This is a genomic window from Octadecabacter sp. R77987 (assembly GCF_042466115.1).
Taxonomy (GTDB): Bacteria; Pseudomonadota; Alphaproteobacteria; order Rhodobacterales; family Rhodobacteraceae; genus SW4.
Genome location: NZ_JAXHBQ010000001.1, coordinates 1,517,386 through 1,540,013 on the forward strand (window position 1 = coordinate 1,517,386; position 22,628 = coordinate 1,540,013).

Genomic DNA, 22,628 nt, shown 5'->3' on the forward strand with positions numbered 1-22,628 from the left:
CTGGAATTCAGATGAAGACCACGTTTCTTCTCAACGGAGAGACTGTGCGCGTTGAAACCGATCCAACGCGGACTTTGTTAGACTGGTTGCGTGAAAACCGCGGCCTCACCGGCACAAAGGAAGGCTGTAACGAGGGCGATTGCGGGGCCTGCACCGTGATGGTCTCCGATGGCGACGGCGCCAAGGCGCTGAATGCCTGCATCCTGTTCATGCCCCAGTTGCACGGCAAGGCCGTGCGCACTATCGAAGGGATCAGCGGCCCCGACGGCGCACTGCACCCCGTGCAGGATGCCATGGTGAATAACCACGGCAGCCAATGCGGGTTCTGCACACCCGGTTTCGTCGTGTCGATGGCAGTGGGCCATGCCAACGGGCAAACGGATCATGACAATATGCTGGCTGGAAACCTGTGCCGCTGCACCGGTTACGCCCCGATCATCCGCGCCGCCAAAGCGGCCGAAAGTGCGCCCGTGCCGATCTGGATGAAGGATACCGCCCCCAAGGCCGACCCCGCCCCTTTTGCCCCCGAAACCGCCGATGAACTGGCCGCGTGGTATTGGGAACACCCCGATGGCACGCTGGTGGCAGGGGCTACGGATGTGGGCCTGTGGGTCACGAAACAATTCCGCGATCTGGGCGATGTTGCCTTTCTGAACCGCTGCGCCGATCTGCGCGGGATTACCCGCGATGGCGATACGATCCGCATTGGTGCGATGACCACGATGACCGATGTTCTGTCCGCGCTGCGCGACACGCACCCCAGCTACGCCGAAATGATCCGCCGCTATGGCAGCCAGCAGGTGCGCAATGCCGCGACCATCGGCGGTAACATCGCCAACGGATCACCCATCGGGGATAACCCGCCTGCGCTGATTGCTTTGGATGCAACCCTGCACCTGCGCTGCGGTGATCAGACCCGTGATCTGCCCATTGCGGATTTCTTTGTCGACTATGGCAAACAAGACCGCCAACGCGGCGAATTCGTCACCGGTGTGACGATCCCCGCCAGCGCTCCCGCCCTGCGCTGCTACAAGATTTCCAAACGCTTTGATCAGGATATTTCCGCGATCTGCGGCTGTTTCATCGTGACCGTTTCTGATGGCAAGGTCGCAGATGCCCGCATCGCCTTTGGTGGCATGGCGGGTATCCCGAAACGGGCCGCGGCTGTTGAAAATGCGCTGATCGGCAAGGCGTGGCGCGACGAAACCGTGCTGGCGGCCATGGCGAAGATGGAAGTGGATTTCACCCCCCTGTCCGATATGCGCGCCAGTGCCGACTATCGCCTGACCACCGCACAAAACCTGCTGCTGCGTTATTTCCACGATCTCAGCGGCAGCGAAACAAGCGTGCTGGGGGTATCCGCATGAGCGTTGCAAAGCCTCTCCCCCATGACGCAGCCCTGCTGCATGTGACCGGCACAGCGCGCTATGTGGATGATATTCCCGCACCTGCAGGGACGCTGCATCTGGCCTTTGGCACATCGGACGCGGCCTGCGGAACGATCACGGCGATGGACCTGTCGGCAGTGCGCGCCGCCGCGGGTGTCGTTGCCGTGCTGACAGCAGATGATCTGCCCTTTGACAACGATGTATCGCCCAGCGCCCATGACGAACCGCTGCTGGCGGACGGGACAGTGCATTACATCGGCCAGCCCTTGTTTCTGGTCATTGCGACATCACACCTTGCCGCACGCCATGCGGCGCAACTGGGCAAGATCGACATTGACGATGGCACTCCGATCCTGACGATCGAGGCGGCATTGGCAGCAAACACACGCTTCGAGGACGGCCCGCGCATCTACACCAAAGACGACGTCGACGCCGCACTGGCATCGGCCCCCAACCGCCTGCAAGGGCGTCTTGAAATGGGCGGGCAGGAACACTTCTACCTGGAAGGGCAAGCGGCCATGTCCCTGCCGCAAGAGGGCGGCGACATGCTGGTCCATTCCAGCACCCAGCACCCGACCGAAATCCAGCACAAGGTGGCCGAAGCCATTGGCAAACCGATGCACGCCGTGCGCGTCGAAACCCGCCGCATGGGTGGTGGTTTCGGCGGCAAGGAAAGCCAGGGGAACGCGCTGGCCGTGGCCTGCGCCTTGGCTGCGCGCCTGACAGGCAAGCCCTGCAAGATGCGCTATGACCGCGACGACGACATGATGATCACCGGCAAGCGCCATGATTTCCGCATTGATTACGATGTGGGCTATGATGGCGATGGTCGGCTGACCGGCGTGGATTTCACGCAATACACCCGTTGCGGCTGGGCGATGGACTTGTCCCTACCGGTGGCTGATCGTGCGATGCTGCACGCCGACAACGCCTATCTGCTGCCTGCCGCGCGCATCACCTCGCACCGGTTAAAGACCAACACCCAAAGCGCCACAGCCTATCGCGGTTTTGGTGGCCCGCAGGGAATGCTGGGGATCGAGCGTGTCATGGATCATGTGGCACATGCATTGGGCAAGGATCCGGCCGACGTGCGGCGCATCAACTTTTATGCTGCGATGACGGACAGCACGGACACCGGCACCACGGAACGCAAGGGTGGCGGCAAACCCTTTGGCGGCACCTATTCCCCGAAAGCGGCCGCGCGCGACAACACGACCCCCTATGACATGGAGGTCAGCGATTTCATCCTGCACGAAATGACCGATGCCTTGCTGGATGGGGCCGACTATGGTGCGCGGCGCACGGCCGTTGACACATGGAACGCCGACAATCCGATCCTGAAAAAGGGACTGGCCTATACCCCCGTGAAATTCGGAATTTCGTTTACGCTCACCCACCTCAATCAGGCGGGCGCGCTGGTGCACGTGTATCAGGACGGGTCGATCCATTTGAACCACGGCGGCACGGAAATGGGACAGGGCTTGTTTCAGAAGGTCGCACAGGTCGCTGCCAGCCGGTTCGGTGTGGACATGGCCGCGATCAAGATCACCGCGACCGATACGGCCAAGGTGCCCAATACATCCGCCACAGCGGCAAGTTCGGGGTCAGACCTGAATGGCATGGCCGTGAAAGCCGCCTGCGACACCATCCGCGACAGGATCGCGGCCTGTCTGGCCGAACTGCACGATGTCACCCCCGAGGACGTGCTGTTCAAGGACGGTCAGGTGCTGGCAGGCGCGGTTCAGATGACCTTTGCCGAGGCCGCGCAGGCCGCATACGTCAACCGTGTCAGCCTGAGCGCGACAGGGTTCTACAAAACCCCCGACGTGGCCTGGGACCGGATCGCAGGCAAGGGGCGCCCGTTCTTTTACTTTGCTTATGGCGCGGCGCTGACCGAAGTGGTGATCGACACCTTAACGGGCGAAAACCGCATTCTGCGCACGGATATCCTGCATGATGCCGGTGCCTCGCTGAACCCTGAACTGGATATCGGCCAGATCGAGGGGGGCTATGTGCAGGGGGCCGGTTGGCTGACGACCGAAGAACTGGTCTGGGATGATACGGGGCGGCTGCGCACGCATGCGCCATCCACCTACAAGATTCCCGCCTGTTCGGACCGCCCCGATGTGTTCAACGTAGCCCTATGGGACGGCGCGAATCCGGCCGATACGATCTACCGCTCCAAGGCCGTTGGCGAACCCCCGTTCATGTTGGGCATATCCGCGTTTCTGGCCCTGTCGGACGCGGTGGCGGCCTGCGGGCCTGCCTATCCCGACCTGCATGCCCCCGCCACTGCCCAACAGATATTGGCCGCAATCGCACGGGCGCGCGGATGAGCGATTTTATCCGCATCACCGTGACCCGCACCGCCGGATCGGCCCCGCGTGATGCGGGAACGTCGATGATTGTCTGGGCCGATCGTCAGGATGGCACAATCGGCGGCGGCGCGCTGGAATGGGAGGCAACCCTTGAAGCGCGGCAGATGCTGCGCGAAGGGCGCGCGACCCAGTCGCGCACCGTGCCGCTTGGCCCCGATCTGGGGCAATGCTGCGGCGGGTCTGTCACGCTTGACTGGGCGTTGAACGGTGCCCAGGCCGCGCCCGCCGCGGCACCGCTGTGGATTTGGGGCGCAGGCCATGTGGGCCGCGCGATTGTAAATGTGATGGCACCCCTGCCCGACTACGCGATCACATGGGTCGACACGGACAGCGCGCGCTTTCCCGACGATATTCCGCAGGGTGTGACAAGCGTTCCAGCGGCGGACATGCCGCGCCTTGCCAACCATGCGCCCGCCAACGCGACCCATCTGATCGTCACCTACAGTCACGAGGTCGATCTGGCCCTGTGCCACACCTTGCTGACGCGCGGCTTTGCCAGTGCGGGGCTGATCGGATCGGCAACAAAATGGGCGCGGTTTCGATCCCGCCTCGCCAGTCTGGGCCACACAAACGCACAAATTTCGCGCATCGCTTGCCCGATCGGGCAGCCGGAACTGGGAAAACACCCGACGGCGATTGCTGTCGGAGTTGCAGCGGCGTTATTGAAACAGGCGGACCAGTCCGTCCAGCAGGGGGAAACGGTGGGATGAGCGATTTATTGTTACAACTCAACGGGCTGACAAAGGCCTATCCGGGCGTTGTTGCCAACAAGGATGTCACCTTTGACATTCGCAAAGGCGAGGTGCACGCCCTGCTGGGCGAAAACGGCGCGGGCAAGTCGACCCTTGTGAAAACGATCTACGGATTGGTGCACCCAGACAGCGGCACGATGACCCTTGAAGACCGGCCCTACAGCCCGTCTGACCCACGCGCCGCGCGACAGTCCGGCGTTGCGATGGTATTTCAACACTTTTCGCTGTTCGACGCCTTGAACGTGGCGGAAAACATCGCGCTGGGCATGGAAAAGCCCCCCTCGCAACGCGATCTGGCCGCCAAGATCACCGAGGTCTCCGAACTTTATGGCCTGCCCCTTGATCCTTCGCGGATTGTTGGTGATCTGAGTGCCGGTGAACGCCAACGGGTCGAGATCATTCGCTGCCTGTTGCAAGACCCCAAGCTGTTGATCATGGACGAGCCCACCAGCGTGCTGACCCCGCAAGAGGTCGATATCCTGTTCGAAACGTTGAATAAACTACGCGCCGAGGGCACGGCGATCCTTTACATCTCGCACAAGCTCGAGGAAATTCGCACGCTGTGCGATCACGCCACGATCTTGCGACTGGGCGAGGTCGTGGGCACCTGTGTTCCTGCCGAAACGCTGGCCCGCGACATGGCCGAATTGATGGTTGGAGGAACGCTGCATGTGCCCGAACGCGCCGCGGCGCAGGCGGGTGATGTTGTGTTGTCGCTCAAGGGTCTCAGTGCTCGCGCCCCCACCGAATTTGGCACCTCCCTGCGCAATATCAATCTTGACGTGCGACGCGGCGAGGTTTTAGGCATCGGCGGTGTCGCCGGGAACGGGCAGGACGAATTGCTGCTGGCCCTGTCTGGCGAAATGCCGACGCCAGCGGGCATGGTCAGCTTTCACGGTCAGGACATCAGCCAGATGCGTCCCAACGCGCGCCGCGCCCTTGGCCTGCTCGCTGCTCCCGAAGAACGCATGGGCCACGCGGCTGCCCCAGACATGACCCTGATCGAGAATGGCTTTTTGACAGGTGATACCCGGATGGGCCTATCAAAGAATGGTTTTTTGCAGCGTAGCAAGACACGCGCCTTTGCTGAAAAGGTCATTCAGGTTTTTGATGTGCGCACGCCGGGGCCGGAAAATGCCGCGCGTTCCCTGTCGGGCGGAAACCTGCAGAAGTTCGTCATCGGACGCGAAATATTGCAAGACCCCGAGGTGCTGATCGTGAACCAGCCCACATGGGGCGTTGATGCGGCCGCGGCCGCCTCTATCCGCCAAGCGCTACTTGATCTGGCGTCCAAAGGATCGTCCGTGATCTGCATTTCGCAAGACCTGGACGAACTGATGGAAGTATCCGACCGCTTTGCAGCATTGAACGGAGGGGCCTTGTCTGAACCGCGCCCCGCGCAGGGCCTCACGGTCGAAGAAATCGGCCTGATGCTGGGCGGTGCACATGACATGGAGGTGGCCCATGTTGAGGCTTGAAAAACGACCCCAACCGTCAAAGGTCTGGACCTATGCCGCGCCCCTATTGGCAGTGGTCATCACCATTTTGCTGGGCGGCGTGTTGTTCTGGCTGTTGGGAAAAGACCCGCTCGCGGCTACGCGGATGATCTTTTGGGACCCCATTTTTGGTGACTTTGCGGCGTTTTACCTGCCGGAACTGCTGATCAAGGCCGCGCCTTTGATCCTTATCGCGATTGGCCTTTCGTTCGGCTTTCAGGCTGGTATCTGGAACATCGGGGCCGAAGGACAATACATCATCGGCGCGATATGCGCCGCCGGTGTTGCGCTAGCGTTTTACCCTATGGAGGCACGCTGGCTGATCTTTCCGCTGATGATTCTGGCAGGGATCGCAGGCGGGGCGGCGTGGGCGATGATCCCGGCCTTGCTGCGCGTCTATTTCAAGACCAACGAAATCCTCGTGTCGCTAATGCTGGTTTATGTGGCCGAGGTGTTGATCAATGCCTTCTCAGTCGGGTTGATGCGCAACCCTGATGGCATGGGCTTTCCTGGCAGCCGGAACCTCAAGGAATATCCGGCGGCACATAATGCCGACTTGTTTCCCAACCTTGGATCGTTCGGGTCCGGCATCCATTGGGGTGTGATCACGGCGCTGTTTGCAGTGATCGTCGCTTATGTTTTCCTCACACGGCATCGGTTCGGGTTCAACGTGCGACTGGCAGGGCAAAGCCCGCGCGCGGCATCCTTTTCCGGCGTGAACCCGCACCGGCTGGTGATCCTGTGCATGGTATTGTCGGGCGGCTTGGCGGGTGTCGCGGGCATGTTCGAAGTCGCGGGGCCTTCGGGCCAGATCCTTGGGTCCTTCCCGGCATTCTACGGCTTCACGGCAATCATCGTTGCGTTCCTGGGCCGGTTGCACCCGATCGGGATCATGCTCGCGGGCTTGCTGATGGCGCTGACATACATCGGAGGCGACGCGGCCTTGCAACCGCTGCAGCTCCCCTCGGCCTCAATCCAGGTGTTTCAGGGAATGCTGCTGTTTTCGCTGCTGTCAGTGGATGTGCTGACCAATTATCGCGTGCGCCTGACGCGGGGGGCCGTGGCATGAGGAAACAACATCTTATGCCAATCGCGATGGGTCTGGTCATGGGACCGATGATGCTATGGATGGCGCATGGCCTGATCATGGGTGAAACTGGCGGCATGGCCGGATGGGCGCTCGTCACGTTTGTTGGCGCGCATCTTGCGGTCGTTGTTGCCGCCCTGTTGGGGCTGCGGTTTGCAACCCGCTGGTTTCCCCGTGTCAAACTGCATCGCCCAAGCGCGCAACACTTTGGCATCATGCTGGCCAGTGCCGCTTGCGCTGCCGCAATCATTCACATTTTGCACGGGGGCGTTGCCTGATGGATATCAACCCGATCTTTCTATTGGCGGCGGTGATCGTTGCCTCAACGCCGATCTTGCTAGCCGCAATTGGTGAACTGGTCGTGGAACGCGCAGGCGTGCTGAACCTTGGTGTCGAGGGGATGATGATCACCGGCGCGGTCTGTGGCTATATCGCGGGGCATGAAACTTCTTCCGCTTTCGCGGGCTTTGCGGGGGCCGCGGTGGGTGGTGCCTGTGTTGCCGCGATATTCGGTGTTCTCACGCTTGTGCTGCTGACCAATCAGGTCGCCACCGGCCTTGCCTTGACACTGTTCGGTGTCGGCCTCGCGGCGATGGTCGGACAAGGCTATAGCACTGACACCGAAGTGCTGGTGCCAAAGCTGGCAATCCCGCTGCTGTCCGACATCCCCGCGCTGGGGCATATCCTGTTCAAGCACGATCTGGTGGTTTACGCCTCGATTGCGCTGGTGATCGCTGTTGGCGCTTTCCTGCGTTACACACGTGGCGGCATGATCCTGCGGGCTGTGGGTGAAAACCACGAAGCCGCGCATGCGCTTGGCTACAATGTCCGCCTGATCCGCTTTGGCGCGATCCTGTTTGGCGGGGCCTGTGCAGGCCTTGGCGGTGCCTATATCAGCCTTGTGCGGGTGCCCCAGTGGACCGATGGAATCACCGCCGGTGCGGGCTGGATCGCGCTGGCGATTGTTGTCTTTGCCGGGTGGAAACCCGGCCGGTTGGTGATCGGGGCCTATCTTTTTGGCGGCGTCACCGCCTTGCAGTTGAACTTGCAGGCAACGGGGCTTGCCATCCCCGTGGAATACCTTTCCATGTCACCTTATATTGCCACGATCCTTGTTCTGGTGCTGCTTGCGGGCAGCCGTGGGCCGGGATCATTGGGCAAGACTTTCCATGCGTCGCGCTAGTGCGCGGGGCCAATACCGCCGGGTCTGCTACCGGTCCAACACTTGGGAGACTACCATTATGAAACGTAGAACACTGCTTGCATCCGGTGCCGCCGCGGCACTTGCGACAGCCTTTGGCGCACCCCTGCGCGCACAGGACAAGACCAAGGTCGGCTTCATCTATGTCGGCCCGATCAACGATGGTGGCTGGACCCAGCACCACCACCACTCCGCCGAGGAAATGGTGACACATTTCGGTGACGCCGTTGAACTGGTCTATCAGGAATCCGTGCCCGAAGGCCCGGACGCCGAACGCGCGATCACGCAGATGGCGCTGGGTGGTGCCGACATCATCTTTACCACCTCGTTCGGCTTCATGGACCCAACAGTCAACGTCGCGGCCAAGTTCCCCGATGTAAAGTTCGAACACGCGACCGGCTACAAACAGGCCGATAACGTGTCGGTCTATTCCGCCCGTTTCTACGAAGGGCGCGCCATTCAGGGCCACCTTGCCGGCAAGATGACCCAGACAAACAAGGTCGGCTACATCGCCTCCGTGCCGATCCCCGAGGTCGTGCGCGGCATCAACTCGGCCTATCTGCACGCCAGCAAAGTGAACCCCGATGTGGAATTCAAGATCATCTGGATCTTTGAATGGCTGAACCCCGCCAAGGAAGCCGACGCCGCCAAGGCGCTGATCGAACAGGGATGTGACGTCGTGCTGCAGCACACCGACAGCACCGCGCCCCACGCCGCCGCCAAGGAAGCCGGTGGCGTTTACACATTTGGTCAGGCCGCCGATATGGCCGAATACGGCCCGATGCCGCGTATCAGCTCGATCATCGACAACTGGGCGCCCTATTACATCGACCGCGTGCAGGCCGTGATGGATGGCACTTGGGAAAGCGTGAACACTTGGGACGGGATCGGCACCGGCATGGTCGGTATCGGCGAGATTTCGAGCGCTGTGCCCGACGACATCAAGGCCGAGGCCGAAGCGATGCGCGATGCAATCGCCGATGGCAGCTATCACCCCTTCACCGGCCCGATCAACAAGCAGGACGGCTCTGCTTGGCTGGCCGAGGGCGAGATTGCAGATGATGGCGCGCTTGCCGGTCTGAACTTCTATGTTGAAGGTATCGACGGCGACATCCCGTCCTAAGCCTGATCACAACAGATGCGAAGGCCCGCCATGGCGGGCCTTTTGCGTTTCGGGCGGGTGGGTCAAGACCCACCTTACAAGCCTGCCCCACCCTGTAGGATGGGTCTTGACCCATCCCCGAATTCTGGCCTTTCGCAGCCAGGCGTGGTGATCTAGCCTCGCCACAAACCACGTTTTTCCGGGCGGACCTCATGCAAGACTTCATCATCATCGGCGGCGGTATCGCGGGCATTTCCGCCGGCGCGCGCCTGTCACATCTGGGCCACGTCACGGTTCTGGAACGCGAAAGCGCACTGGCCTTTCACGCATCAGGCCGTTCGGCGGCGCTGTTCGAGGAAAGCTATGGCAAGCCTTCGGTCGTCGCGCTGAACCGTGCCTCAAAGGACTATCACGCCACCGCCAACGGCGGCGTGCTCTCGCCGCGCGGGTTGATGGTGGTCGGGACCGCCGACACCAATGCCGCCTTCCGCAAGGACGTGGCCGATATGGGCATGGACGAAATCACCCCGTCCGAAGCCAAGACGATCATCCCGATCCTGAACACCGATGTGGTCGAATGCGCGGCGATTGACACCTCCGCATGGGATATCGACACCGATTTGTTGATCCAGAATTTCGCACGTGAAATCCGCGCAAACGGCGGGCAGGTCGTAACCGGCGCGCCCGTGGATGCAATCCGGCGCATCGGCGCTGGCTGGCACGTTGTATCGGGCGAACAATCTTACGAAGGCAAAATACTGGTCAACGCCGCAGGTGCTTGGGTTGACCAGATCGCGATACTGGCAGGCATCAGCACGCTTGGCTTTACGCCGCTGCGCCGTTCGATGGCGCGTATCCCCGCACCCGGCGGACACGACATGACCAAATGGCCCATGGTCTTTGGTGCGGGCGAAACATGGTATTGCAAGCCGGATGCGGGCGCGCTGATCGTTTCCCCCGCCGAGGAAGACCTGTGTGATCCGCACGATGCATGGGCCGATGACATGGTGCTGGCCGAAGGGCTGGCCCGCTATGAAGAGCACGTCACCGAACCGGTCACGCGGATGCTGGCAAACTGGGCTGGACTGCGCACATTCGCGCCGGACCGGCAACTGGTGCTGGGGCGCGACATGCGCGATCCGTCTTTCATCTGGTGCGCAGGACAGGGCGGCTACGGCTTCCAAACCGCCCCCGCCGCCAGCCAACTTCTGGCTGACCTGATCGGCGGCAAAACACCCGCGATTGGTTCCGACATCGTTGCCGCCGTCGATCCGGCGCGGTTTGGCTGATGGCAGAGCGGCGCAACTGGAGCATGGCCGAGGTGCGCGCCGCACTGGCCCTCTATTTGCGCACAAGTTTCGGCCGGTTTCACAAGACCAATCCCGATGTCATTACCCTTGCCCATCAGTTGGGGCGCACACCCAGTGCAATCGCCCTGAAACTGGCCAATCTGGCTGCCCTGGATGAAACTTTGCCCCAAAAAGGCATGGCAAATGCCAGCGCCACCGATCGCGCCGTCTGGGCCGAATTTCTGACTAATCCGGACCCTGTGATAGCTGCTGACCGATACATTGACGGTGCCTTTGCGCCTGCGCCACCGGCGCACTATGGTCCCGGATTGCGCGAGGGACGAGACCGTCAAATCAACACAACGGCACGCGACGGGCAGGCGTTCTTTCGGCGCATGATCCTGACGTCCTATCAGGGGCGCTGTGCGATTACAGGCATAGCCGAGCCCGCGCTTCTTACGGCATCACATATCATAGGTTGGTCTGATGATCCGGCGAACCGGATGAACCCGCGCAATGGCTTGTGCCTCAATGCGCTGCACGACCGCGCCTTTGATCGCCATTTGATTTCGTTTGATCCAAACCACAGGATCGTCGTTTCCGCACGATTGGGTGATCGGGCACGCGCGGCGCTTTCACAGGGGCGCGATAGGTTGGAAACACCCGAAAGGTTCTTGCCCGACCCGTCGTTGATGGCACGCCACCATGCGCGCTTTCTGGAACGACAGGGTTAGCGGATCAGGCCACCGCTGCCTGCAGTTCCCAGGCGCGAATGGTCATGAAGGGGAGGTCGCAGATACCATCAGGCAGGATACTTTCGACAGGCACGCCATTGGCATAGATGACCGACTGTTTTGGCAGGGTCAGTTGCACATAGCTTGCCGGCACCACGGCGCGTTGCACCGTGACGCCGTCATGGGACGCGGCAAGGGATTTGGCACGGACAAGCACGGCATCCTCTCCGAACAGAAGCGGCACGCGGATATGCTGGAACAACACGCGGTGCTGCGGGCCGATATCGAGGTCTGCAAGCGGCAGGCCAAAGCCAAGCGCGCCCTTGGAAATACGCACCGGATAATGCGCCCGTTCGGCGGGGGCCGCCACGGCCTCGCGCACATCGCTGATCGGCATCGCCCCGTCATCACGGGTGGTCACAAGGTCACAAACGCGCAAATCCTGCGCATCCCGCAACCCGTTCGGCGTGGCGATCTGCGTGTGCGGCGCGAACCCAAAGGCCGCGACCCAAGGCGCAAGCGCCTGCAATTCTGGGTGATGTCTCATCTCTGCTCGCTCCGTCGTTCATGCGGATTTCAAACAGGATCGCGCAGCAAACAGGCCGCGTCATGGCGCAAATGAGGCAGTTCAGGGCAGTTTGAACGACTTCGTTTTGCTGCGATCACTGCCTGCGTCGGTTCGTCGCGACGGAAAATGGAAATCGTATCGTTATAGAGATGCAAACATAAGGAGTTCAAAATGTTTCGTTCCCTCGCACTTGTTCTGACCCTCGTCGCCCCAGCAGCGATGGCCCAAAACAGCCCTGGCGGCCACTTCATCGAAAACTGGGATCTTGATGCCGATGGCGCTGTTAGCGCCACGGAAATCGTCGAGCGCCGCGATATGATTTTTAGCATGTTTGACGGTGATTTAAACGACAGCCTCGACGCGACCGAATACGCCCATTTTGATGAAACCCGCGCGGCAGACATGGCCCAGAACGCAGGCGGCCACGGCAATGGCCAAGGCGAAGGCGGCGGGCGAATGATGCAAGGCCTCACCCTTGCCTATAACGACGCAGATGGCGACGGCGCAGTCACCCGCGCCGAATTCGCCGCCGGAAGCGCAGGGTGGTTCGAGATAATGGACATGAACGGCGACGGTAGCATTACCGCCGATGATTTCGGCCGCGGCCGCAACTGACGTGAATAGGGCGGGCAAATTGCCCGCCCTTTTGCTTTAACCGTCCTTGCGGATCGTGGCGTTGGCCGGATCGTAGGGGCTATCCTCGACGATCTCGCAATTCCACAGTTTATCCTGCATCTTCACCTGAAGCTTGGTGCCTACTTCGGCGTGTTCGGGTTTGACGTAACCCATCCCAATGGACTTTCCGAATGCCACCGAATACCCGCCCGAGGTAAGGCGGCCGGTGCGGGTGTCCCCGTGATACAGCGCCTCGCGGCCCCAGGGATCGGCGTCAGACGGGCCATCAATCAGCAGGGTCACGCATTTGGCGCGGATGCCGTGGGCTTCCATTGCGTCCTTGCCGTGGAAATCCTTGGACAGGTCCACGAAGCGTGGCAAATCCGCCTCGAGCGGGGTCGCATCGCGGCCCAACTCGGTGCCGAACGCGCGGTAGGATTTCTCCATCCGCAGCCAGTTTTGCGCCCGCGCGCCGACCAGCTTCATGCCATGGGGTTCGCCCGCTTTTTCCAGCAGATCGAACAGGTAATTCTGCATCTCGATCGGGTGGTGCAATTCCCAACCCAGTTCGCCGGTATAGGCCACACGGATCGCGTTGACGGGGCACATGCCCAGTTCGATCCGTTTCGCCGACAACCACGGAAAGCGCTTGTTTGACAGCGCGGTTTCCGGTTCTGCGTCCTTGATCACCGCGTTCAAGACATCGCGCGATTTCGGGCCGGCGATAGCGAGCACGCCCCATTGGGTCGTGACGTTCTGGCACTCGATACGGCCAAATTCGGCCTCTTTGTCCTCGATCGCCTTGCGCAGGTAGTCGGCATCGTATTCCGTCCAAGCCCCTGCACTCACAAGATAATATTCATCCTCGGACAGGCGCACGATGGTGTATTCCGTGCGGGTCGTGCCGTGCGCCGTCAGCGCATAGGTCAGGTTGATCCGGCCCACGCGCGGCAGTTTGTTGGTTGTGAACCAATCCAGAAACGCGGTCGCGCCGGGGCCTTTGACGATATGTTTGGTGAACGCCGTAGCATCGACCAGACCCACGCCTTCGCGGATCGCCTTTGCCTCCTCAACCGCATATTGCCACCAGCCGCCACGGCGGAAGGACCGGCTGTCATGGTCGTTGAACCCCATCGGTGCGTAGTAGTTTGGACGTTCCCAGCCGTTGACCCAGCCAAACTGTGCGCCACGTGCAGCCTGACGATCATAGGCGGGCGATGTGCGCAGCGGGCGGCAAGCGGGGCGTTCTTCATCGGGGTGGTGCAGGATATAGACGTGGTCGTAGCATTCCTCGTTCTTGCGGGCCGCAAACTCGGTGGTCATCCAGTCGCCGTAACGCTTGGGGTCAAGGCTTGCCATGTCGATCTCGGCCTCGCCATCGACCATCATCTGCGCAAGGTAATACCCGGTGCCACCAGCGGCGGTGATGCCAAAGGAAAACCCTTCGGCCAGCCACATGTTGCGCAGGCCCGGCGCGGGGCCGACCAGCGGGTTGCCATCAGGCGTATAGCAAATCGGGCCGTTGAAATCATCCTTCAACCCGCTTTCCTCGCAGGACGGGACACGGTGGATCATCGCCATATACTGTTCCTCGATCCGCTCCAGATCGAGCGGGAACAGATCGGCACGGAAACTATCGGGAACGCCGTATTCAAACACCGCAGGCGCGTTTTTCTCGTAAACACCCAAGATCCAGCCGCCTCGTTCCTCGCGCACGTAGGATTGCGCATCGGCGTCACGCACAACAGGGTGTTCTGCCCCACCGTTCTTGCGGTATTCGACCAGCGCCGGGTCTTGATCCATGACGATAAACTGGTGTTCGACCGGGATGGCCGGAATCTTGATGCCCAGCTTTTTCGCCGTGGTCTGGGCGTGGTTGCCGGACGCCGTAACCACGTGTTCGGCGGTAATCACGATCTGTTCGTCAGATGCGACCAGATTGCCGCCCTTTTCCACCATTTTCGTGCAGGTGACCTCCCATGCCGACCCGTTCCAGTGGAACGCGTCCGCCTGCCACTTGCGTTCGATCACGGCACCGTGCTGGCGCGCGCCCTTGGCCATGGCCTGCGTCACGTCCGCGGGGTTAATATAGCCGTCGGTGTGATGATAAAGCGCGCCTTTCAGGTCTTCGGTGCGGATCAGCGGCCAGCGTTCCTTGATCTGCGCGGGCGTCAGCCATTCATAGGGCACATCACAGGTTTCCGCGGTGGACGCATATAGCATATATTCATCCATGCGTTCATCCGTCTGGGCCATGCGCAGGTTGCCAACCACGGCAAAGCCCGCGTTCAGACCGGTTTCCGCCTCGAGCGCCTTGTAGAAATCGACCGAATACTTGTGGATATGGGTCGTCGCAAAGGACATGTTGAACAGCGGCAGCAGGCCAGCCGCGTGCCACGTTGACCCCGATGTCAGTTCGTCGCGTTCCAGCAGCATGACGTCCTTCCAGCCCGCTTTGGCAAGGTGATAGGCAATCGAGGTGCCGACGGCACCACCGCCGACAACAAGGGCTTTGACATTGGTTTTCATGGGGCGACTCTTTCGCTGGCGCATTTCGTTGGCCGCAATTTGGCGCAAATCGCAAGGCGGGGCGAGAGTGTCCCGACCACCTTTGGCGCGAATGCGACAGCGGACAGTTGTGAAGCGTCCTGCCGGGCAGTAACAATGGCGCAAGATTGTTACCATTGGGGAAGATATGCAGGTCTGCCGCACCATTTCCGACATCCGCGCTGCGGTGGCCGGCTTTCGCGCCGCCGGCGACACTGTTGGGCTTGTGACGACCATGGGCGCGCTGCACGCGGGGCATATGGCGCTGGTCGCTGCGGCCAGGTCAGCACATACCCGCGTGATCGCGACGATATTCGTCAACCCCACGCAATTCGGCGACCCCAAGGACCTTGCCAGCTATCCGCGCACCGAAGACGCCGATCTGGCGATGCTGCGTGATGCGGGTGTCGATGCGGTGCTGATCCCCGATGCGGCCGAGATTTACCCCGAAGGCGAAGAAACCATCGTTGAAACCACGCGGCTGGCCAACGTGCTGCACGGGCTTGTGCGCCCCGGCCATTATCGCGGGGTGGCCACGGTTGTGGCGAAACTGTTCAACATCAACCAGCCCGACGCCGCCTATTTCGGCGAAAAGGACTATCAACAGCTTCAGGTCATCAAACGCATGGTGCGCGACCTGCATATGCCCTTGGTCATTCACGGCGTGCCGACCGTGCGCGAACCGGACGGGCTTGCCATGTCATCACGCAACGTGCGCCTGACGGAAAACGACCGCAAGGCGGCTGTGGTTCTGTCGCGCGCTTTGGACAAAGCCCAAGCCACTGCCGCCCGCCGCGTTCCCATTGACCGGATTGATCAGGCCCTGCGCACCACCATCAACGCCGAACCACGCGCCCGTCTGCGCGCCGTTGATATCGTTGAACCCGCCACCCTTGCCCCCGCGACGGGGCTGATGAAAGGGCCGATTGCGATCATGCTATCGGTCGAATTCGGCCCCAACGACAATCCCGTCATGCTAATTGACCAGCGAGAGATCACACCATGAGCAGCCAGACCGAAACCATCCGCCGCAATACCGTGCCGCAAATTGCAGCCCGCAAGGGCGGTGATCCGATCGTGTCGCTGACATCCTATCATGCGCACACGGCGGCGATTGTCGATAAATACGCCGATTTCATTCTGGTCGGGGATAGTCTGGGCATGGTCATGCACGGAATGGACAGCACCGTTGGTGTTCCGCTTGACCTGATGATCATGCATGGCAAGGCCGTGGTGCGCGGCACGAAAAAGGCGCTGATCGTGGTCGACATGCCCTTTGGCACCTACGAGGAATCGCCAAATATCGCGTTCCGCAACGCGGCCAAGATCATGAAAGAAACCGGCTGTGGCGCGGTGAAACTTGAAGGCGGGTCGCGCATGGCCGAAACGATCCACTTTCTGGTGCAGCGCGGGATTCCGGTGATGGCGCACACCGGCCTGACCCCGCAATCATCCCACGTCATGGGCGGATTCAAGACCCAAGGCCGCAATGAAGACACATGGGCCGCCCACGAGGACGACGCCCGCGCCGTGGCCAAGGCAGGCGCCTTTGCCGTCGTGCTGGAAGGCATGGTCGAACCGCTGGCCGCCAAGATCACCAAACAGATCGACATTCCCACCATCGGCATCGGCGCATCCGCCGACTGCGACGGGCAAATTCTGGTGCTTGAGGATATGCTGGGCATGAACCCTTGGACTCCGAAATTCGTCAAGGTTTACGGCTCGCTTGGCCCGATGATCGAAGATTCGGTGAAACGTTACGCCGAAGAGGTGAAAAACCGGTCGTTCCCAAGTGAGGAAGAGGTTTACCGCTAGTCGGTCTGGCAGTGATTTGCCCCAAGTTGACCTGCGCGGCATTTTTGCCGCAGGGGAAACAATCGCGCGCATTCACATGTCGCAAGCGGGCAAATTCATGCTATATGTCTGGCAGTTAAACAAATGAGGGCCGCGCCAATAGTGGCTCCGTTGAGGATAGTAGTATGACCCGTTTCGCTATTACTGCGCTTGTTGCGGTGACAACTCTTGGTGCGTGTTCTGCCCAAAACAGCGGATACACGTCCCGTATGGACACACAAAGCATGATGGATATCGGTGGTTTTTCGCCCGATGTGATCGGCGCACGTCCAGACAATGACGACATGCGCTATTCCACGCGCGGGTTGATCCGGTAACACCCAAAGGTGGGGGAAACCCCCATAAGCGTGTGGGTATCTGTGTGCTAACGTGTTCAGGCATTGAACACGGAGGGCACCATGCACCGTTACCCCATCAAAGCCGCCGCGCAACTGGCCGAGGCTGGCAAACACGCAGCAACCCATCCGTCCGTTGCCCCTTTGATCCGGCGCGGGCTGGATCACGGCGATGTCACGGCCTTTATGCTGAACAATGGTGTGTTGTTGTTACCCGGCAGTAATTCGGTCGGCGATTATATCCTGTTCAATCTACGTGTATTCAAGATTGGTGGCACACGTTACCGCCTTGAAGACAGCGCGACCGGCAAGGGCCACAGCGGCGCGATCTGGCATCAGGGTTTCCTCACCTATTCCAAGGCGATCTTTGACCATTTCGCCGATATCCCGCCAAAATTCATCATCGGGCATTCACTGGGGGCCGCGGCTGCACAAATCCTGTCCAAAAGCTGGGGCGTGCCCGCGATTGGCTTTGCCGCGCCGCGTCCGCGCTGGGGCGCGACCCGCCTGCGCAACGAACATCTGGCCCTGTCGATCCTGCGCAGCGACGATTTCGTCACCACCCTGCCCGGCGGCTTTCGCCACCTTGGCACCGCCAAACGGCTGGCCCCGCGCGACAACAACGCCGGCATGGACCACCACATGAAACACTACCGCAAGATCGTCGACGAACACGCCGGCAACCTGCCGGTGCAGTGGCCCTAAAGCACCCCCGGCACCACCAGATCGGGCGGGCGGTGGCCGTCGTCGAATGTCTTGATGTTGATGATGACCTTCTCGCCCATCTCGATCCGCCCCTCAATCGTGGCGGACCCCATGTGGGGCAGTAACACAACGTTGGGCAGTTCGCGCAGGCGGGGGTTGATCTGGGACCCGTGCTCGAACACGTCCAGCCCCGCGCCGCCCAGTTCACCAGCCCGCAGCATCCGTGTCAGGGCGTTTTCGTCAATCACTTCCCCGCGCGAGGTGTTGACGATCACGGCGTCGGCTTTCATCAGTTTCAGCCGCCGTGCGTTCATCAGGTGAAACGTGCTGGGCGTATGCGGACAGTTGATCGAAATCACGTCCATCCGCGCGACCATCTGGTCAAGGCTTTCCCAATAGGTCGCCTCAAGCGCGTCCTCGATTTCCGCACGAAGGCGTTTACGATTGTGATAATGCACTTGCATCCCGAACGCGGCGGCACGCCGCGCTATCGCCTGCCCGATCCGGCCCATCCCCAAAATGCCCAGACGCCGCCCACCAATCCGTCCGCCCAACATCGCCGTGGGCGCCCAGCCGCCCCAATCACCCGATTGCATCAACGCAAGCCCTTCGGGAATGCGGCGTGTCACGGCCAGGATCAGCGCAAGGGTCATATCGGCCGTGTCCTCGGTCACGACACCGGGGGTGTTGGCCACCAGAATGCCGCGCTGACGGGCGGTGTGCACGTCAATATGGTCAATCCCGGCGCCGTAATTGGCGATCAGCTTCAGTTTCTCGCCTGCCTGCGCCAGAACCTTGGCATCAAGCGTGTCGGTCACCGCAGGCACCAGGACATCCGCGCGCTGCATGGCCGCGGCCAGTTCTTCGCCGGTCATCGGGGTATCACCGTCGCGCAATTCGACGTTGAACAGCTCTTTCAGGCGGGTTTCGACCACGTCGGGCAACCGTCGCGTGACAACAACACTTAGGCGTTTGCTTGGCATGATCTGCTCCTCTCGCTTCCAAATGCGCGCGTTCTCTGGCAGGTTGCCAGTCAGGCGCAGGCGGCACAAGAACCCCGATGCCGCAGAGCAGAGAATTTAGGTAACAGGTAGTCCAATGATCGGTTTGGTGCGCAGTCTGATGGTGATTGCCCTTGTGGCAGTGGCGGCAATGGCCAGTGCGCAGGAAACCGTTGGCGAACTTGGCCCTGAAACCAACCTGCCTCTCCCGCGATTCGTGTCGATGAAGGCGAACGAGGGCAACGTGCGGCGCGGCCCGTCGCTAAGTCACCGGATTGACTGGGTGTTCAACCGCCGCGACATGCCACTACAGATCGTCGATGAATACGGCCACTGGCGGCGCGTGATTGACCGTGACGGCGTGGGCGGCTGGGTGCATTATTCGCTGCTGTCGGGCACGCGCACGGTGATCGTTGATCAAGACCTGCTGCCGCTTCATGCCCGCGCGGATGATACATCGCCCGAAACGGCTGTGCTGGAAGTTGGCGTGATTGCCCGCCTTGGCGAATGCAATGAAACCTATTGCCGCCTGACGGCAGGTGGCTATCGCGGCTGGGCCCCGAAATCGGCCCTTTGGGGTGTTGGCGCGGATGAAATGCGCGACTAGACTTGGGCATGAACGCTAAGAATGACAAGACCCTGAACCTGTCCGCCGGCCTGATGTCGGTGACAGTTGCACTGATCCTTGTGCTGGCAAAACTCTGGGCACTTGGGCAAACCGGATCGCTGGCCGTTGCCGCCACTTTGGCCGACAGCGCGATGGATTTGATGATGTCTCTCGGCGGTCTTGCCGCGATTGCCTATGCGGCCAAACCCGCCGATGACGACCACAACTTCGGCCATACCTCGGCCGAGGATCTGGCCGCCCTTGGCCAGTCCCTGTTTATCCTGATTTCCGCCGGTGTGATTGCTGTCGCTGCCATATTCCGCCTGCTTGATGACAACGTAACCCTGCCCGAACGCGAACAGCAGGGCATGGCCGTCATCGTGTTTTCCATCGTTCTGACACTGGGTCTCGTGCTGTGGCAACGCCGCGTCGCGCGCAGCACGGGCAATCGCGTGGTCAAGGCCGACAGCCTGCACTATCTGGGCGATCTGATCCCCAATATCGGGGCTTTACTGGCGCTTTGGGCCTCGGCGGCTTTGGGGTTGGGGCAGGTCGATAGCGTTGTCGCGCTGGGGGCCGCAGCCCTGTTGGCCGTGGGTGCCCTGCGCATCGGCAAGGGTGCATGGGACGCGCTGATGGACCGGCAGGCAGACCCGGACATGATCGAAGGGATCGCCAAGATCGCTGGCAGTTTTGAAGGTGTGCACGGGTTTCACGACCTCAAGACCCGCGTTGCTGGAAGCCGCGTTTTCGTGAACCTGCATATTGAACTCGACGGCACGCAAACCCTGAACGAAGCGCATGCAATCGGCGCGGCCCTGCGCCGCGCGATCCTGCACGCCTATCCGCGCGCCGATGTTCTGATCCACAAAGACCCGCTGGGCGTCGAACCCCACCCCGACGATCCCAGCCGCTAAAGGCCGCGCCCTTTCAGCAACGGCCCCACATCGGGCATCTTGCCCCGAAACGCGAGATAGGCATCACTCGCCTCTTGCGTCCCGCCAGCCGACAGGATGTGTTTTTCCAGCTTGGCGGCCATATCCGCGTCAAACGCCCCGCCCGCTTCTTCAAAGGCCTCAAACGCGTCGGCGTCCATCACCTCGGACCACATGTAGCTGTAGTAACCGCAGGAATAGCCATCACCCGCGAACACATGCGCAAAATGCGGCGTGGCGTGGCGCATGCCGATGGCGTGGGGCATCTCGATCTCTTCCAGAACTTCGGCCTGTTTCTGCATCGGGTCAGTCGGCGCGTCACCTTCGTGAAACGCCAGATCAACCAGCGCAGAGGCGAGGTATTCAACCGTCTGGAACCCCATGTCATAGGTCGCAGCCCCCAACATCCGGTCCAATAAATCACGGGGCATGGGTTCACCGGTTTCGGCGTGGGTCGCGAATTCTTCCAGCACCTCGGGCACCCCAAGCCAGTGTTCGAACAACTGGCTGGGCAGTTCGACGAAATCGCGTGCCACCGATGTGCCGCTGATCAACTGATAGGTCACATCCGACAGCATCTGGTGCAGGGCGTGGCCGAATTCATGGAACAGGGTGCGGGCATCATCATAAGACAACAGCGCCGGTTCCCCTTCGGGCGGTTTGGCGAAATTGCACACGTTCACCACGTGTGGGCGGATGTCGCCTGCCAGCTTTTGCTGGTTGCGCATTGCACTGCACCACGCGCCCGACCGTTTCGATGAGCGCGCGAAGTAATCAGCGATGAACACGGCGATATGTTCGCCGTCGCGCTTGACCTCCCACGCCTTGCAATCAGGGTGATAGAGCGGCACCTCAATGGGCGAAAACTCCAGTCCGAACAAGCGGTTGGCGCACGAAAACGCGGCCTCGACCATACGGTTAAGTTGCAGGTAGGGTTTCAGCGCGGCCTCGTCGAGATCGTGATCATCCTTGCGGCGCTTTTCCGAATAATAGCGCCAGTCCCAAGGTTCCAACGGCCCGGTTTCACCGTCATTATGCATCATCGCTTGCAGGCGCATCCCGTCGGCATCTGCCGCTGCTTTGGCCGGTTCCCAGACCTTCATCAGCAGATCGCGCACCGCATCGGGCGTGCCAGCCATTTCGGTTTCCAGCTTGTAATCGGCAAAGCTGTCATAGCCCAACAGGTCCGCACGCTGCGCACGCAGATCAAGGGTTTCAGCGGCGATATCACGGTTGTCGGTTTCGCCACCATTCGCGCCACGTGCGGCCCACGCCTCGTAGGCTTTCTGGCGCAAGGCGCGGTTAGGGCAGAACTGCAAGAACGGCACGATAAGTGAGCGCGACAGCGTCACAACAGGCCCGTCAACATCGTGATCCTTGCCCGCAGCCCGCGCCGCGGCGATCACGAAATCAGGCAGACCCGCCAGATCAGAATCGCCCAGCGGCATGAACCACGCGCGTTCATCGGCCAGCAGGTTCTGGCGGAACTGGTTGCCAAGCACCGAAAGCCGCCCCTTTACCTCGGTCAACCGGTCAGCGGCATAACCTTCAAGCTGCGCACCGGATCGGACAAAATTGCGCCGCGTCAGCAGAAGCACACGCTGTTGTTCATCCGTCAGGTCCAGGTTTTCGCGGTCCTGCCACAGGGTTTCAATTCGTGCGAACAGGTCTTTGTTGGATGACACTTCGGAACTGAAGGCAGACAAAAGCGGCGCAAAATCCCGCGAAAGGGCTTCGCGCGCGGGGTTAGCATCGGCACCCGCCAGCGCATAAAACGCGCCCAAGGCCTGATCAAGCAGGCGGTCGGACAGATCCAGCGCCTCGATTGTATTGGCAAATGTCGGGGCTTCGGTATTCGCCGTGATCGCCGCGATATTGGAACGCGCCTCGGTCAAAGCAGCGTCAACGGCTGGGGCGAAATCGTCGTCTGAAATCTGATCGAATGGCGGCAGCCCATAGGGCGTGTCCCAGGTCTGCAAAAGCGGGTTGGTCATCAAAGTCTCCTTTGCACCACAGTTAAGCGTCTCGCGCGCA

General features: G+C 61.0%; 21 protein-coding genes. 17 read left to right on the forward strand and 4 right to left on the reverse strand.

The features are described from left to right. Positions 1–11: 11 nt before the first annotated feature. The 10 genes from xdhA to SJY21_RS07740 all read left to right on the forward strand — a co-directional run bounded on the left by xdhA (position 12) and on the right by SJY21_RS07740 (position 11,427). Positions 12–1,367, forward strand: coding sequence for a xanthine dehydrogenase small subunit (xdhA, locus tag SJY21_RS07695; protein ID WP_377508487.1), 1,356 nt, complete (start codon positions 12–14; stop codon positions 1,365–1,367). Further along, positions 1,364–3,724 carry a xanthine dehydrogenase molybdopterin binding subunit gene (gene xdhB, locus SJY21_RS07700; RefSeq protein ID WP_377508490.1) on the forward strand — a complete coding sequence of 787 codons (2,361 nt, stop codon included), beginning with the start codon at positions 1,364–1,366 and terminating at the stop codon, positions 3,722–3,724. Before xdhA ends, xdhB begins: the two co-directional genes overlap by 4 nt. Continuing rightward, the gene (xdhC, locus tag SJY21_RS07705) at positions 3,721–4,476 is read left to right on the forward strand and encodes a xanthine dehydrogenase accessory protein XdhC (protein ID WP_377508493.1); all 756 of its coding nucleotides are present in this window, start codon (positions 3,721–3,723) and stop codon (positions 4,474–4,476) included. Before xdhB ends, xdhC begins: the two co-directional genes overlap by 4 nt. Further along, entirely contained in the window at positions 4,473–5,996 is a 1,524-nt protein-coding gene (locus SJY21_RS07710) for an ABC transporter ATP-binding protein (RefSeq protein WP_377508496.1), read from the forward strand. Before xdhC ends, SJY21_RS07710 begins: the two co-directional genes overlap by 4 nt. Beyond that, on the forward strand, positions 5,983–7,083 hold the full coding sequence (locus SJY21_RS07715; protein ID WP_377508499.1) for an ABC transporter permease: 1,101 nt from the start codon (positions 5,983–5,985) through the stop codon (positions 7,081–7,083). The genes SJY21_RS07710 and SJY21_RS07715 overlap by 14 nt, the downstream gene beginning before the upstream one ends. Continuing rightward, positions 7,080–7,379 (forward strand): hypothetical protein, encoded by a 300-nt coding sequence (locus SJY21_RS07720; RefSeq protein WP_377508502.1) that lies wholly within the window; start codon positions 7,080–7,082, stop codon positions 7,377–7,379. Before SJY21_RS07715 ends, SJY21_RS07720 begins: the two co-directional genes overlap by 4 nt. Beyond that, positions 7,379–8,284 (forward strand): ABC transporter permease, encoded by a 906-nt coding sequence (locus SJY21_RS07725; RefSeq protein WP_377508505.1) that lies wholly within the window; start codon positions 7,379–7,381, stop codon positions 8,282–8,284. The genes SJY21_RS07720 and SJY21_RS07725 overlap by 1 nt, the downstream gene beginning before the upstream one ends. A 58-nt stretch (positions 8,285–8,342) precedes the next feature. Then, positions 8,343–9,425 (forward strand): BMP family ABC transporter substrate-binding protein, encoded by a 1,083-nt coding sequence (locus tag SJY21_RS07730; protein ID WP_377508508.1) that lies wholly within the window; start codon positions 8,343–8,345, stop codon positions 9,423–9,425. Positions 9,426–9,616: 191 nt separating this feature from the next. Continuing rightward, complete coding sequence (locus tag SJY21_RS07735) at positions 9,617–10,693, forward strand: NAD(P)/FAD-dependent oxidoreductase (RefSeq protein ID WP_377508510.1); 1,077 nt, start codon at positions 9,617–9,619, stop codon at positions 10,691–10,693. After that, positions 10,693–11,427, forward strand: coding sequence for an HNH endonuclease (locus tag SJY21_RS07740; RefSeq protein WP_377508513.1), 735 nt, complete (start codon positions 10,693–10,695; stop codon positions 11,425–11,427). The genes SJY21_RS07735 and SJY21_RS07740 overlap by 1 nt, the downstream gene beginning before the upstream one ends. 4 nt (positions 11,428–11,431) lie before the next feature. Here the strand turns inward: SJY21_RS07740 and SJY21_RS07745 are convergent, their stop codons facing one another. Then, positions 11,432–11,974 (reverse strand): Hint domain-containing protein, encoded by a 543-nt coding sequence (locus SJY21_RS07745; protein ID WP_377508516.1) that lies wholly within the window; start codon positions 11,972–11,974, stop codon positions 11,432–11,434. 192 nt (positions 11,975–12,166) lie between these two features. On the opposite strand from SJY21_RS07745, the gene SJY21_RS07750 reads away from it, so the two are divergent. Continuing rightward, positions 12,167–12,610, forward strand: a complete 444-nt coding sequence (locus SJY21_RS07750) for an EF-hand domain-containing protein (RefSeq protein WP_377508519.1) — start codon at positions 12,167–12,169, stop codon at positions 12,608–12,610. Positions 12,611–12,646: 36 nt separating this feature from the next. Here the strand turns inward: SJY21_RS07750 and SJY21_RS07755 are convergent, their stop codons facing one another. Beyond that, complete coding sequence (locus tag SJY21_RS07755; protein ID WP_377508522.1) at positions 12,647–15,139, reverse strand: FAD-dependent oxidoreductase; 2,493 nt, start codon at positions 15,137–15,139, stop codon at positions 12,647–12,649. A gap of 166 nt (positions 15,140–15,305) precedes the next feature. On the opposite strand from SJY21_RS07755, the gene panC reads away from it, so the two are divergent. The 4 genes from panC (at position 15,306) to SJY21_RS07775 (ending at position 18,051) form a co-directional block, all read left to right on the forward strand. Then, complete coding sequence (gene panC / locus SJY21_RS07760; protein ID WP_377508524.1) at positions 15,306–16,163, forward strand: pantoate--beta-alanine ligase; 858 nt, start codon at positions 15,306–15,308, stop codon at positions 16,161–16,163. Further along, the gene (gene panB, locus SJY21_RS07765; protein ID WP_377508527.1) at positions 16,160–16,972 is read left to right on the forward strand and encodes a 3-methyl-2-oxobutanoate hydroxymethyltransferase; all 813 of its coding nucleotides are present in this window, start codon (positions 16,160–16,162) and stop codon (positions 16,970–16,972) included. Before panC ends, panB begins: the two co-directional genes overlap by 4 nt. Positions 16,973–17,136: 164 nt before the next feature. Further along, entirely contained in the window at positions 17,137–17,328 is a 192-nt protein-coding gene (locus tag SJY21_RS07770) for a hypothetical protein (RefSeq protein WP_377508530.1), read from the forward strand. A gap of 81 nt (positions 17,329–17,409) precedes the next feature. Next, positions 17,410–18,051 (forward strand): hypothetical protein, encoded by a 642-nt coding sequence (locus SJY21_RS07775; RefSeq protein WP_377508533.1) that lies wholly within the window; start codon positions 17,410–17,412, stop codon positions 18,049–18,051. On the opposite strand, the gene SJY21_RS07780 is transcribed toward SJY21_RS07775, so the two are convergent. Then, positions 18,048–19,034: a 2-hydroxyacid dehydrogenase gene (locus SJY21_RS07780; protein ID WP_377508535.1), complete on the reverse strand. Its 987-nt coding sequence runs from the start codon at positions 19,032–19,034 to the stop codon at positions 18,048–18,050. The two genes, SJY21_RS07775 and SJY21_RS07780, sit on opposite strands and share 4 nt — an antisense overlap. Before the next feature lie 115 nt (positions 19,035–19,149). Here SJY21_RS07780 and SJY21_RS07785 point away from each other — a divergent pair, with 115 nt between their 5' ends. Together SJY21_RS07785 and SJY21_RS07790 are read left to right on the forward strand one after the other, a co-directional pair. Beyond that, entirely contained in the window at positions 19,150–19,659 is a 510-nt protein-coding gene (locus tag SJY21_RS07785) for an SH3 domain-containing protein (RefSeq protein WP_377508538.1), read from the forward strand. An 8-nt stretch (positions 19,660–19,667) separates the two neighbouring features. After that, a complete protein-coding gene (locus SJY21_RS07790) occupies positions 19,668–20,576 on the forward strand; it encodes a cation diffusion facilitator family transporter (RefSeq protein WP_377508541.1) in 909 nt (302 codons plus the stop codon). On the opposite strand, the gene SJY21_RS07795 is transcribed toward SJY21_RS07790, so the two are convergent. Further along, the gene (locus SJY21_RS07795; protein WP_377508544.1) at positions 20,573–22,588 is read right to left on the reverse strand and encodes a M3 family metallopeptidase; all 2,016 of its coding nucleotides are present in this window, start codon (positions 22,586–22,588) and stop codon (positions 20,573–20,575) included. The two genes, SJY21_RS07790 and SJY21_RS07795, sit on opposite strands and share 4 nt — an antisense overlap. Positions 22,589–22,628 lie beyond the last annotated feature (40 nt).

Bases quoted from the DNA above. Each gene is read 5' to 3' on its own strand.
- xdhA (WP_377508487.1), top strand. From the start codon at position 12: ATGAAGACCACGTTTCTTCTCAACGGAGAGACTGTGCGCGTTGAAACC.
- xdhB (WP_377508490.1), top strand. From the start codon at position 1,364: ATGAGCGTTGCAAAGCCTCTCCCCCATGACGCAGCCCTGCTGCATGTG.
- xdhC (WP_377508493.1), top strand. From the start codon at position 3,721: ATGAGCGATTTTATCCGCATCACCGTGACCCGCACCGCCGGATCGGCC.
- SJY21_RS07710 (WP_377508496.1), top strand. From the start codon at position 4,473: ATGAGCGATTTATTGTTACAACTCAACGGGCTGACAAAGGCCTATCCG.
- SJY21_RS07715 (WP_377508499.1), top strand. From the start codon at position 5,983: ATGTTGAGGCTTGAAAAACGACCCCAACCGTCAAAGGTCTGGACCTAT.
- SJY21_RS07720 (WP_377508502.1), top strand. From the start codon at position 7,080: ATGAGGAAACAACATCTTATGCCAATCGCGATGGGTCTGGTCATGGGA.
- SJY21_RS07725 (WP_377508505.1), top strand. From the start codon at position 7,379: ATGGATATCAACCCGATCTTTCTATTGGCGGCGGTGATCGTTGCCTCA.
- SJY21_RS07730 (WP_377508508.1), top strand. From the start codon at position 8,343: ATGAAACGTAGAACACTGCTTGCATCCGGTGCCGCCGCGGCACTTGCG.
- SJY21_RS07735 (WP_377508510.1), top strand. From the start codon at position 9,617: ATGCAAGACTTCATCATCATCGGCGGCGGTATCGCGGGCATTTCCGCC.
- SJY21_RS07740 (WP_377508513.1), top strand. From the start codon at position 10,693: ATGGCAGAGCGGCGCAACTGGAGCATGGCCGAGGTGCGCGCCGCACTG.
- SJY21_RS07745 (WP_377508516.1), bottom strand. From the start codon at position 11,974: ATGAGACATCACCCAGAATTGCAGGCGCTTGCGCCTTGGGTCGCGGCC.
- SJY21_RS07750 (WP_377508519.1), top strand. From the start codon at position 12,167: ATGTTTCGTTCCCTCGCACTTGTTCTGACCCTCGTCGCCCCAGCAGCG.
- SJY21_RS07755 (WP_377508522.1), bottom strand. From the start codon at position 15,139: ATGAAAACCAATGTCAAAGCCCTTGTTGTCGGCGGTGGTGCCGTCGGC.
- panC (WP_377508524.1), top strand. From the start codon at position 15,306: ATGCAGGTCTGCCGCACCATTTCCGACATCCGCGCTGCGGTGGCCGGC.
- panB (WP_377508527.1), top strand. From the start codon at position 16,160: ATGAGCAGCCAGACCGAAACCATCCGCCGCAATACCGTGCCGCAAATT.
- SJY21_RS07770 (WP_377508530.1), top strand. From the start codon at position 17,137: ATGACCCGTTTCGCTATTACTGCGCTTGTTGCGGTGACAACTCTTGGT.
- SJY21_RS07775 (WP_377508533.1), top strand. From the start codon at position 17,410: ATGCACCGTTACCCCATCAAAGCCGCCGCGCAACTGGCCGAGGCTGGC.
- SJY21_RS07780 (WP_377508535.1), bottom strand. From the start codon at position 19,034: ATGCCAAGCAAACGCCTAAGTGTTGTTGTCACGCGACGGTTGCCCGAC.
- SJY21_RS07785 (WP_377508538.1), top strand. From the start codon at position 19,150: ATGATCGGTTTGGTGCGCAGTCTGATGGTGATTGCCCTTGTGGCAGTG.
- SJY21_RS07790 (WP_377508541.1), top strand. From the start codon at position 19,668: ATGAACGCTAAGAATGACAAGACCCTGAACCTGTCCGCCGGCCTGATG.
- SJY21_RS07795 (WP_377508544.1), bottom strand. From the start codon at position 22,588: ATGACCAACCCGCTTTTGCAGACCTGGGACACGCCCTATGGGCTGCCG.